General features: G+C 71.8%; 6 protein-coding genes. 1 reads left to right on the top strand and 5 read right to left on the bottom strand.

All coding sequences use genetic code 11. From position 1 onward, the window contains the following. Nucleotides 1-1,647: a sensor histidine kinase gene (locus tag ACGFNK_RS22600; RefSeq protein ID WP_393418475.1), complete on the bottom strand. Its 1,647-nt coding sequence runs from the start codon at nucleotides 1,645-1,647 to the stop codon at nucleotides 1-3. Between the two features lie 371 nt (nucleotides 1,648-2,018). On the opposite strand from ACGFNK_RS22600, the gene ACGFNK_RS22595 reads away from it, so the two are divergent. Further along, a complete protein-coding gene (locus ACGFNK_RS22595) occupies nucleotides 2,019-3,512 on the top strand; it encodes a cytochrome P450 (RefSeq protein WP_393418473.1) in 1,494 nt (497 codons plus the stop codon). 4 nt (nucleotides 3,513-3,516) lie between these two features. Here the strand turns inward: ACGFNK_RS22595 and ccrA are convergent, their stop codons facing one another. From ccrA to ACGFNK_RS22575, 4 genes are read right to left on the bottom strand one after another with little or no spacing between them, the layout of a single operon-like run. After that, nucleotides 3,517-4,830, bottom strand: coding sequence for a crotonyl-CoA carboxylase/reductase (gene ccrA, locus ACGFNK_RS22590; RefSeq protein ID WP_393418471.1), 1,314 nt, complete (start codon nucleotides 4,828-4,830; stop codon nucleotides 3,517-3,519). A gap of 28 nt (nucleotides 4,831-4,858) precedes the next feature. Further along, on the bottom strand, nucleotides 4,859-5,863 hold the full coding sequence (locus tag ACGFNK_RS22585) for an alpha/beta hydrolase (protein ID WP_393418469.1): 1,005 nt from the start codon (nucleotides 5,861-5,863) through the stop codon (nucleotides 4,859-4,861). 24 nt (nucleotides 5,864-5,887) lie between these two features. Next, complete coding sequence (locus ACGFNK_RS22580; protein WP_393418467.1) at nucleotides 5,888-10,273, bottom strand: beta-ketoacyl synthase N-terminal-like domain-containing protein; 4,386 nt, start codon at nucleotides 10,271-10,273, stop codon at nucleotides 5,888-5,890. After that, entirely contained in the window at nucleotides 10,270-11,970 is a 1,701-nt protein-coding gene (locus tag ACGFNK_RS22575) for a fatty acyl-AMP ligase (protein WP_393418465.1), read from the bottom strand. Before ACGFNK_RS22575 ends, ACGFNK_RS22580 begins: the two co-directional genes overlap by 4 nt. Between the last annotated feature and the right edge of the window lie 273 nt (nucleotides 11,971-12,243).

Below are 12,243 nucleotides of genomic sequence, written 5' to 3'. Positions count from 1 at the left end.
CTAGTCGCTCTCTTCAGTGCGGTGCTCGGTGGACTCACGTCCCGCGGTGGCCTCGAGTCCGGCGGTCGGCTCGTCTCCGGCGGTCGGCTCGCGCCCGGCGGTGGCGAAAGCGGCCAGGCCGGTGAAGGACGCGTCCGGCGGCACGGCGTGCGAGGCCGTGTCCGCAGACGTCGCCGACTCGTCTTCGGCGTGCTCGACCGGCTTCGGCCGGGCGGACTCCGCTCGCTTGCGGCGCCGGGGCAGACCGCCGGGTGTGGTGTCCCCGGCTTCTTCAGCGGAGTCCGGAGCGGACTCGGGCGCAGCCGCCTCGGTGCTCGTCGCGGCCGGGGCGGCGACCTGGGCGACCGGAGCCGAAGCCGTGACGGCGGCAGGCAACGGGCTGAAGTACTTGTGGGGTACCACCAGTACGACCGAGGTGCCGAGCCAGGGCGAGTCCGCGAACGTGACCCTGATGCCGTAGCGGCGGGCCAGGGCCCCCACCACGCGGAGGCCGAGATGGGCGTCCTCGGACACACCGCCGAGACCGGGGCCGGCGGCTTCGCCCTCGAGCGCCTGGAGCGCCTCCCGCTTCTTTTCCTCGTTCAGCCCCTTGCCCGAGTCCTGGATCTCGATGCCGACGCCGTTGGGCACCTCCTTGCCGGAGACGACCACGGGCTCGGTGGGCGGCGAGTAGCGCGCCGCGTTGTCCAGGAGGTGGGCGAAGACCAGCGTGAGGTGGTCCACCAGGCCGCCGTCGACGCCGAGTTCGGGCAGATGCCGGACCTGGACACGGTCGAAGTCCTTGATCCGGCCGATGCCGCCGCGGACCACGCTGAGCAGCCGCTGCGCTTCCTGCCACTGCCGGCCGGGCCGGTCCGAGCCGCCGAGTACGCCGATGCTCGCGGCCAGACAGTCGGCGGGGCCGATCTCCTGGTCGAGTTCCATCAGTCCCTGGGCCACGGCGGGCAGCCTGCCGTGCTCGCCCTGCATCTCGTGCAGCCGTCCGCGCAGCTTGCTGGTGAGCACGTGGATACGGCTGCCGATGCTGATGACGGCCTGTTCGGCCGAGGTGGAGCGGTTGAACTCCTCCTCCACGCCGATCAGCGCGGTCCTGAGCACCTTGCGCAACTCGGCCCGCAGGTCGGGGCTGACCTCCGCGCACTGGTTGACGGTGGGCAGCACGTCGTCGATGGCCTCACCGCTGCGCAGCCTCTTCAGGGCGTCCGGCAGCTGGGTGTCCGCGAGCAGAGCCACGGCGGCCTGCTGCCGGTCCAGCTGCACCTGCCAGGCCTGGGCCTGCTCGGCGATCCGTGCCTCGTACACCTGGGCCTGCTCGGCCAGCTGCGCGTCGTGGGCCGAGCGCTCGGCGGCGTACTTCCGCTCCAGGCCGACCACATGCTGCTGCCACTGCTGGGAGTGCTCGGCCTGCGCGTTCCTGAACTCGCCTGCACTACTGCGCAGCTGGCGCTGGGAGCGGACAAGTAAACGTACGCAGAAGGCACTTGCCGTCGTCGCCAGAGCCCCGGCGACGATCGCGGGTATTCGGGTCTGATCGGATCCCGCGACGGCGGCGACCACGGTCCCGGTGCCCAAGGCAAGCGGCAGCAGCCACCAGCCGTACCAGGAGACCGGAGCCCGCACCGCCGGTGGCGGAGTGGCAAGTTCCATCTGCATCCTTCGAAGCAACATGGTCGAACAGGGGGGCGTGGAGAAGCTCGGGGACGCACTCGTCGCGCGGCGGTCAACCGCGCAACGGACATGCGTGGACAGCGAGCGACAACGGAGTGCTGCCGCGCCAACTCGCCGCGCCACAAGGAACCTTATCGGGTCTGATGTCCTGAGGATCAACCTCCCGACCCACATCCATAAGGCTTTCACCACGCTTTGACCTGGGACGTTCGAGTCGACAAATCCCTTTACTCGTCACTCCGACCTCTCTCGGCGGTGTGACACGAGCGCGCGGATACGCCATGGGACACATGGGCATGCATTTCATGATCGCCCCCAAGCCCCCTGGTTGACCTTGAGGAGATACACCGATGAGCGGAATGTCAGGTACTTCCGCGGCGGCTCCCACCGCGCCCGGTCGCCTGCCCTTGATCGGGCACGGACACCAACTGGCCAGACGTCCCCTGGAGTTCATGGACTCGCTGCGCAGTCAGGGCAGCGTCGTCAAGATCCTGATAGGACCTACCGCTGCCTATGTGGTCACCGATCCCGCCGTCACCCGCCGGGTGCTGGTGACGGAGGTCGACGCGTTCGCCAAGGGCGGCAAGATCATCGATGCGCTGCGGGTGTTCTTCGGCGACGGGCTCGCCACGATCGCCGACGGCGACCTGCACCTGAAGCACCGGCGGCTGATGCAGCCCATGTTCAACAAGGCACACATCGCCACCCGGGGCGACGTCATGATCGGGCACGTACGGGCCGCGACCGAGGCGTGGGCGGAGGGGGTCGCGCGGGACACGTACGAGGACATGAACGATCTGACGCTGTCGACCTTCCTCGTGGCGCTCTTCGGTTCGGGACTGCCGGGTCACGTCGAGGGGGAGTTCCAGAGCCTCATGCCGGCGATCATGCGCGGCACGATCCGGCAGACCATCCTGCCGGGCTGGGTGACGAAGCTGCCGCTGCCCGCGAACCGCGCGCACGAGCGGCGGGTCGCGCGCCTGCGGGCGCTCATCGACCAGGCCATCGACCATCACCGCGCCCAACTGGCCGCGGAGCCGGACACGCCGGCCGGGCCACCCGCCGGCTGTCCCGCTCACGCGGGCGGCTCGACGGACAGCCCGGCAGGCAGCTCAACAGGCAGCTCGACGGGCAACTCTCCCGAAGGCGGCCTCTTCTCCACCCTCCTCACCGCCGACGACCCCGAGACGGGCCCCCTCTCACGCCAGCAGCTCCAGGACGAGGCGATCACGCTTCTCACCGGGGCCATCGAGACCACGGGGACGACACTCGCCTGGACCCTGTACGAGATCAGCCGGAACGCGGAGATCGAGCGGCGGCTGCACGACGAGCTCGACGCCGTGTGCGGCGACCGGCCGCTGCGTCAGGAGCACCTGAGCTCACTGCCGTACATGCGCAGCGTCCTCAAGGAAGCCATGCGCATGTACGGCCCCGCCTGGCTCGTCACACGCACCACCACGCGCCAGGTCGTCCTCGACGGACACCCGATCCCCGAGGGTGCGGACGTCGTCTACAGCCCGTACGTCCACCAGCACGACCCCGACGTCTACGCCGACCCCAAGGCCTTCGACCCGGACCGCTGGGAGCCGGAGCGCGCCAAGAGCATCAACCGCGCCTCGTTCCTCGCCTTCGGCGACGGCCGCCGCAAGTGCATCGGCGAGGAGTTCGCGTGGACCGAACTCCTCATCGTCCTGGCCACCATCGTCCAGCGCTGGCGTCTGACCCTGACATCGCCTCCCCCACGCCCGCAGGCCATCGTCACGGTCAAGCCGGACAAGCTCTCGATGACGCCGCAGCTGAGGGTGCCGAAGAGAACGGAGGAGAACGCGGAGCAGCCCGTCTGACTGCTCACGCCCCCGCCATGAGGAGCTCCCGGCGCTCGGGGTCACTCACTCCGAGACCGGGAGCGGGCGCCAGGGAGAGGACGCCGACCTTGCCCAGATGGTCGTTGCTCTGGACCAGACGGGCGGCCTCCGCGGTCGCGGTGAGGGGGTAGGTCGCGGTGAGCGCCGGGGTGAGGTGGCCGAGGTCCAGGAGGCGGCCGACGGCGGCCTGTTCCTGCAGGTTGGAGCCGTGGCTGCCGATGACGCGCTTGAGGCGCATCCAGAGGTAGCGGTTGTCGAACTCGTGCTGATAGCCGGAGCTGGACCCGCAGGTCACGACCGCGCCACCACGCCGTACGACGAAGACGGAGACACCGAAGGTGGCCCGGCCGACGTGCTCGAAGACGATGTGCGGGTCCTCGCCCGTCGCGGCCCGGATCAGCTTCCCGAGCCGCTTGCCGACCACGGTGGGATCGGCCGGCGCCTCGCTGCTGGTGAGCCCGATCTCCTCCCGGTTGATCACCACATGACAGCCCAGCCGGCGGGCGTACTCCGCCTTCCGCTCGCTGCTGACGACGCCGACGGCGATCCCGCCTCCGTTACGGACGAGTTGGACGGCGTACGCCCCGAGCCCGCCGGCCGCTCCCCAGATCAGCACCACATCGCCCTGCGTCATCCGGGCGCCCCGGTCACTGACCAGCATGCGGTACGCCGTGCCCGCGCACAGTGGATTCGAGGCCGCCTCCTCCCAGCTCAAGTGGGCTGGTTTCGGCAGGAGTTGGCTGGTGCGCGCGACGCAGTAGTGGGCAAGGCCCCCGTAGTTGGTCTCGAAGCCCCACGCCAGCATGCCCGAGCCCAGCATGCCGTCGGCGTGGGTCGCCGGATCCTCCTCGTCCACGTACACCGGGCTCACCACGACCCGGTCGCCGACCTGCCAGCGGCGTACGCCCGATCCGGTGCGCACCACGACCCCGGACGCGTCCGAGCCGATCACATGGAACGGCTGGTCGTGCCGGGCCGCCCAGCGGTCCTGGCGGCCGAAGTGCTTCAGGAAGGTGAAGGTCGGGATGGGTTCGAACATCGCCGACCAGACGGTGTTGTAGTTGATGCCGCTCGCCATGACGGCCACCAGCACCTCGTTCGGGGCGAGTTCGGGCATCGGTACGGAGCCGATGTGGATGGACTTGCGGACATCTTTGTCGTCGGCTTCGGTGAATCCCGTGAAGCTGTCCACGTCCTCCGCCCGCAGATGAGCGGCGCTGTAGTGACCGGGAACGGGCAGCTGCTCCAGTTCGGCACGGGCGGCTCCCGCCACCACGGCCTCGGCCAGGGCATCCATGTCTTCCTCCTTGTGGGGCGTTGACAGGTCAGCTCAGGCCGAGGCCCGCTGCGAGCGTCGGCCACGAGGCCTTGAACTCCTGCCGCCAGTTCGGCCAGTTGTGCACTCCCCCGTTGTAGAAGTGCACCTGGGCCGGGATGTTCAGAGCCTCCAACTGCCTTGCGAATCGGTGTGCTTGGGACCACAGGACGCCTTCGAGCACCGCACCTTCGAGATTGCCGAAGTCATTGCTGGGCAGACCGCTGCCCTGGGAGACGTACAGCTTGGTGCCCTTGAGGTGACGCGCCTGCGCGTAGGGGTTGTGCCGGATCCAGTTGTCGCGCTGGAACAACGGGTTGCCCCACAGGGTCAGGGGCGGCAGCTGTTCGCGGGCGACGATCGCGTTGAGGACGGTGGGCATGCCGAGGGCGGTGGTGTCGAGGATCCCGCTGTACGAGGCTGCCGCCCCGAAGGTGCCGGGGTGCCGTGCGGCGAAGGCGAGGGCTCCGTAGCCGCCGGTGGAGACACCGGCCACGGCACGCTTGGTGCCGGCCCTGAACCTCTGCGCCAACAGCCCCATCAGTTCGTCGACTTGGAACCTCTCGTAGTCCGGCGCGTCGGCGCTGCCGTAGTTCCACCAGTCGGTGGGGATGCCGGTGGGGCCCGAGGCGGGCATCACGGTGAGGACGTCCTTGTCCGCCAGGAAGTCGGCGGCGTCCGTCTCCCGGGTCCAGGACGTGTAGTCGTCGTGGGCGCCCTGGAGGAGGTAGAGGACGGGCCAGGTGCGGTTCGGCTGCGCGGCGTAACGCGTGGGAAGGATCACGCGTACGGGCAGGGTGGCGCCGACGGCCGGGGAGTCGATCATGAGGTCGACGGTGCGGGCGTCCAGCCACTTCTCCCCCACGATGGCGGCGCCGTCCGCGTCTGCCACGGTCGCCGCCGTGGGTACCGCGGACGACTGCGGGGCGAGCACAACTCCCGTGCCGAGCAGAGAGGTTGTGAGCGCGATGGCGAGGGCGCAGCGGCGCTGCGAACGCGGTATCGGACGCGGCATGGGTGAAGTCCCTTCAGGAGTCCTTCAGAAGTCCCGCAGGTCGCGTGTCAGCAGTCCGGCGAGTATGTCGACGACCGGTGGGTCGAGCAGTGACAGGTGGTGGCCGGGCAGCGGGACGACGGTGAGGTCGGTGCAGTGCGCGTCCCAGCCGAGCGCCTGGTCGTCGCGTTCGTAGCGGGGGTCGCGGACCGTGTGCGGGGCGGGCTCGCTCGCGCGGTAGAGGAGGGTGCGGCCGGTGTGCGGCCCGGGTGTGTGGCGTTCGCCGCTGCGGAGGTCCAGGTACGAGGTGCGCTGGTGCTCCAGCACGGAGTCCGGCAGCTCGACGGTGTCGCTCAGCACCTTGAGGACGAGGTCGATCCGGTCCGAATCGTTGAGTCCGGCGAGTTCGTCGTACGGCAGGTCGAGGCGGGTGCCGTAGGTGCGTTCCACGTACCCGGCGAAGTCCTGGAAGTGGCGCAGGGCCCGCTCGGTGCCGGTGAGCCGGGTCGGCAGCGGCAGTACCGAGTCGATCAGGACGAGGGCGGCGACGGTGCCGTGCGGGGACAGGAGCCGGGCCGTCTCCTGGGCGACGACGCCGCCGTACGACCAACCGCCCACAGCCCAGGGCCCCTTGGGGCGGACTTCGCGTATGCGCCTGGCGAACTCGGCGGCCCGGCCCTGCACATCGTCGGGGTCCGGCAGCCGGTCGAAGCCGTGGACCGGGCGGTCGCCGTCGAGGCGTGCGGCCAACCGGGCGTAGACGTCAGCGGATCCGCCGGCGGCGTGGGCCAGGAAGAGGGGGGTGTGCGGGCCGGTGGCGGGGAAGGCACGGAGGTGATCAGAGGCGACGGATCGCGCTCGTACGGGGAGGGCCGGGTGCCCCAAGTCCACGTCGCCCACGAGCAGTTGGGCGACCTTCCGCAGAGTCCCCTGTCTCAGCAGCACGCCGGGCTCGACCTCGACATCGAACTCCCGCTGCACGACGGCCCGGATGCGCACGGCCGTGAGCGAGTCCAGGCCGAAGTCGGTCAACGGCGTGTCGGGATCGATGTGTTCGGGGCTGTACCCCATCACTCCGGCCACGCACAGCCGCAGCCGTTCGACGGGGCTCATGGCGCGGTCGGTGGACCCGGCCTGGGGCTCGGCCGGGCCCGCCGCCGTCTCCTCCCCCACCCAGAACCTGCGGTGCCGCCAGCGCGGCGCCGGTACGTCCACGATGCGCCCCTCGGGGTGCAGGCGTTCGCGCGGCCGGGCTGTCCGTACGCCATGCACGAGGAGAGTGGCGAGCGAGGTGCGGAAGGTGAGCGCGTCGTCGGTGTCGCGGCGCAGGGTGGGGACGACCAGGGAGTCCTCGGCGCCTGCCGCGCGCAGGGTTTCCGTCAGAGGGTGCAACTGCGTTGCGTGCGGGGCGACTTCGACGAAAACGCGGTGTCCGTCCTCGGCCGCCGCGCGTACGGCCTGAGTGAAGCGGACGGGGTTGCGCAGATTGGCCGCCCAGTACGCCGTGTCGGCGGGCGCGACCTCGCGGGGGTTGTCGAGCACGGTGGAGTAGCGGCGGCAGCGGAAGGCTTCCGCGGATTGCCGGACCTCGCCCAGCTCGCGGGTGAACTCCCCCAGTAGCGGCTCCACTTCGGGCGAGTGACCGGCTCCGGACACGCCCAGCGCACGGGCGAAGCCGCCGTCGCCGTTCACCCGGGCGACCAGGGCGGCGACGTCCTCGGCCGAGCCGGTGACCACACACTGCACCGGCGAGGCGTGTACGGCGACATCAAGTGTGCGCCACTCCCTTGCCAGTACGGGGATTTCAGTAGCCGGAAGGTCCACGACGGCCATGGCTCCGCCGGTGAGCCCGTCCAGCAGCCGGGAGCGTACGGCGATGATGCGGGCACCGGTGGCCTCGTCGAGGGCCCCGGAGACGACCGCCGCGGCGATCTCGCCCAGGGAGTGGCCGATGACGGCGGCGGGTTCGAGGCCGTACGAGCGCCACAGTTCGGCGAGGGCGACCTGGATGCCGTACAGCACGGGCATGACGGTGGCAGGGGTCGACAGGTCGGCGTCGGGGCGGAGCCCGGCGCGCAGGGAGACGCCTGCGTGTTCGCGCAGCAGTGGCTCCAGGCGGTCGACGGCTGCGGCGAACTCCTCTTCCGTGGCGAGGAGTTGGCCGCCCATCCCGGGCCACTGGGAGCCGTAGCCGGAGAAGACCCAGACCGGGCCGGGGCCGCCCGGTGTCCCCTCCCCGGTAACCAGGTGCGGGGACGGGGCGCCGGTGGCGAGGCGAGTGAGCGCGGTGACGGTCTCCGGGCGGTCCCGGGTGACGAGGGCCGCGCGGTGCCGGCCGCGGCCGATGCGGCCGGCGAGGGTGCGGGCGAGGTCTGCGTCGCGTACGCGTCGGCTGCCGGGGGTGTTCAGCCAGGCCGCGAGCTCAGCCGCGTACGACCGCACCCTTTCTTTGGTGGGCCCGTCGAGCAGCAGGAGCCGGGGACGCTCCGGCATGCTGCTCGCCCGACGGGCCGGTCTGTGGTCGGCGAGGACGACATGGGCGTTCGTGCCGCCGAAGCCGAAGGCCGAGACGCCTGCGGTCGCCGTGCCCGAGTAGCGGGGCCAGGGTTCCGGGGCGGTGACCACGCGCAGGCCGAGTGCGTCGAGGTCGGCGTGCGGGCCCTGGCGGGTGAAGTGGAGCTGGCCGGGGATCTCGCCGTGGTGCAGCGCCAGTACGGTCTTGATCAGGCCCGCGATGCCCGCCGCGGCTTCCAGGTGTCCGAGGTTCGTCTTGGCGGAGCCGATCAGCAAGGGCTGGTCCGCGCGGCGGCCCCGGCCGAGTACGGCGCCGAGGGCGCTCGCCTCGATGGGGTCTCCGAGGGCGGTTCCGGTGCCGTGCGCCTCGACGTAGTCGACGGTCGTGGGGTCGGGGTGCGCCTCGGCGAGGAGGGCGCGTTGGGCTTCGGCGTTGGGGGCGGTCAGCCCGTTGGAGCGGCCGTCGGAGTTGACGGCTGTCGCGCGTATGACCGCCAGGACACGGTCGCCGTCGCGTTCGGCGTCGGCGAGGCGTTTCAGTACGACCACGCCGCAGCCCTCGCCACGTACGATCCCGTCGGCCTCCGCGTCGAACGCCTTGCACCGGCCGTCCGGGGCGAGGGCGCCCGCGCGCTGGAGGCCGAGGGTCACGGCGGGGCTCAGCAGCAGGTTCACCCCGGCGGCGAGCGCCGTGTCGCTCTCGCCGCTCACCAGGCTCCGTACCGCGTGATGCACCGCGACCAGTGATGACGAGCACGCGGTGTCGACGGACATGCTGGGCCCGCGCAGGTCGAGGGCGTACGACAGGCGGCCCGCGGCGATGCTCAGGGAGGCGCCGGTGGCGGTCCAGGCGTCCACGGCGCCGGGGTCGGCGGTGGTGAGATGGGCGTATTCGTTGCCGCTGATGCCGACGAAGACGCCGGTGCGGGTGCCGGCGAGCGCGGGCACGGGCAGGGCCGCGTGATCGAGGGCCTCGCGGGCGACTTCGAGGAGCATGCGGTGCTGGGGGTCCATGGCGACGGCCTCGTGCCCGGCGATCCCGAAGAACTCGGCGTCGAACCCGGCGATCTCGTCGATGCCACCGAGAAAGGCTCCGTGCGGACTCACGTCGCCCGGCAACCGCGCCGGGTGCCGCACGAAGGGTTCCCACCGCCCGTACGGAACCGTGCCCACGGCATCCCGCCCCTCGGCGAGAAGCCGCCAGTACGCCTCCGGCGAGCGGACCCCGCCGGGGAGCCGGCAGCCGAGGCCGATGACGGCGACGGGGGTCGGGGCTCCGCGGCCGTCCGCGACACGCTGGGCGTGGGCGCCGACACCGGGCACGTGGCGGGCGGGGGCACCTGGCGCGCGGCCGCCGGCCTCCTCGCTCGGCGCTGGGCTGCCGGCAGGCGTCGCGCCTGCCGCACGACTGTCGTCGGCTACGCCCGCCATCCGGCCGTCCGCTTCCGCGAGCGGTGCGCTGGCTGCCGGAGCTGCGGCGCCATCGGCGACGCGCGGGGTGTGAGCCGCCGTGCCGGGCCCGTGGCCGTTGGCCGGTACGCCCGGCGTGCGGCCGTCCGCTGCCGCCGCGTCCGACGCCCAGCCGCCGGCAGCCGCGAGCGGCACGTCGCCTGACCGCGGGCCGCCCTGCGCCGGCGGGGGCGCGGCTTGCGCCCCGTCGGCGCCGGCCACCGGACCCGCGTCCTCCGTCAGTCGCGTCACCACCGCGTCGATCGTCGGGGCGTCCCACAGGAACGTGTTCGGGAGGCTGCGGCCGGACAGTTCGCTCAGGGCGGCTGTCAGGGCTACCGCGTCGCGGGAGGTGAGGCCGGTTTCGGCGAGGGGCAGGTCGTCGGGGAGGTCGGAGGGGGCGAGGCCGTACCAGGTGTGGAGCCGCTCTGTCACCAGGGCGCGGATCGCCGTACTGGACGCGGTCATCGGATGCCGAATCCTCCTTCGAGGAACCGGCTCCGGGTCGCCGTCCGGGAGACCTTGCCGCTGCTGGTGCGGGGCACGGAGCCGGGTGGGACGAGGAGCAGGGTGCCAAGGCGCAGGCCGTGGCGGGTGGAGACGGTGGCGCGTGCGGTGCGTTCGGCCGCGCGGGCGTCCTCGGCCGTCGGTTCGGTGTCACGGCGGTGTTCCGCGATCACGACGAGTTCCTCGCCCGTGCCGTCCGGCCGGTTGACGCCGAACGCGGCGAGCCGGTCGCGGCGGACCAGGGAGGCGGCCGTCTGTACGGTCTGCTCGATGTCCTGGGGGTAGTGGTTGCGCCCGTCCACGATGATCACGTCCTTGTGCCGCCCGGTGACGAGGAGCCGCCCCTGATGCAGGGCTCCGAGATCGCCGGTGCGCAGCCAGTCGCCCGTCGCGCCGAAGCCGAAGGTCTCGGCGGAGAGTTCGGCGCGCTTCCAGTAGCCGAGCCCGACGTTCGGCCCGCGCACCTGGATCTCGCCGACCCGCCCTTCCTGGAGTACCGCACCGTCCGCGCCGACGATCCGCACCTCCTGCCCGACGGGCGTCCCGCAGGAGACGAGCACGGCGGCGGTCGCCGCATCCGGCGCCTCCTCGACGCGTCCCTCCGCGAGGGCGTCGGCGTCGCAGGCCATGGCCGAGGGCGCCGCGTCCAGAGCGTCCGCGGTCACGAAGACCGTGGCCTCCGCCAGTCCGTACGCCGGGCAGTGCGCCGCGGGGTCGAGTCCGGCGGGCGCGAACCGGGTGCGGAAGCGGTCCACCGTCTCCGCGCGCACCGGCTCACTGCCGTTGATGAGCACCCGTACGCGGTCCAGGTCCAGTTCGTCGGCCAGCGCCGGATCCGTACGCGCCACGCAGTAGTCGTAGGCGAAGTTCGGGGCGGCGCTGACGGTCCCCTCGTACGAGCCGAGGAGGCGCAGCCAGCGGGAGGGGTCCTGGAGGAAGTCGGCGGGGTCCATGAGGACGGACGGGAAGCCGCCGACCACGGGGGCGGCGATGCTGAGGACCAGGCCCATGTCGTGGAAGAGCGGCAGCCAGCCGACCGTCGTGGTGGTCCGCGGGTCGGCGACGAACGCGTCGATGGCCTGGCGGGCGTTGGCGACGACATTGGCGTGGCTGATCATCACGCCGGCGGGGCTGCGGGTGGAGCCGGAGGTGTACTGGAGGTACGCGATGTCGTCGGGCTCGGGCCGCGCTTGGGGCTCGTCCGCAGCCTCGAATCCGGTGCCAGGGGCGGGCAGTTGGTCGAGAGGAACGACTGGCAGGTCCGGCAGTTCGCGGTCCCGTACGAAGGTGCGTACTGAGGGTGCCGTGGCGGAGTCGGTGATCAGGCAGGCGGGTTCGCAGTCGGCGAGGACGCCCGCGAGTCTTCCTCCGTGGCCCGGCAACCCGGGGCCGAAAAGGGGCACGGCGATGACGCGGGCGTACAGGCAGCCGAGGAATCCGGCCGCGTAGTCGAGCCCTTGCGGCAGTACGAGGGCGGCCCGTTCGCCGGGGGACGCGATCGTGGCGAGGTGGTCGGCGACGGCTCTGGCGCGGGCGTCGAGGGCGCGCCAGCCGAGGGTGCGGTGCCGTCCCGTGGGGGCGCTGTCGGGGAAGTCGACGTGACTGAAGGCGCGTTGCTGCGGCCGGTGCCTGGCCCAGTGCCGCAGGTGGTCCGTCATGAGGGTGGCTTCGACAGTTGGCCGGGCGGGCGACATGGCGACTCCAACTGTGAGGGGGGCGGCGCGAGTTGAGGCGGTGCACGTTGAGGCGGTGCACCAGGTTCCGCCTCCTCGGGCTGAGGGGTTAGGGGACGTACTGACAGTTCGTCTGCCGGGTTCTGTCAGTTCACTGACAAAGCGGGCCGCCGATTCCATGCCGTGGGCCAGAGCCAGCGCCAGGCCGCGCCGCCGACAATCCGGGCGACGGCTGCCCTGGCCGGCGGAAGGAGCGAC

This window comes from Streptomyces sp. NPDC048825 (genome assembly GCF_043198355.1).
GTDB lineage: Bacteria > Actinomycetota > Actinomycetes > Streptomycetales > Streptomycetaceae > Streptomyces > Streptomyces xiangluensis.
The sequence above is the reverse complement of the archived record's forward strand: the minus strand, read 5'-3'. Positions and strand labels throughout refer to the sequence as shown.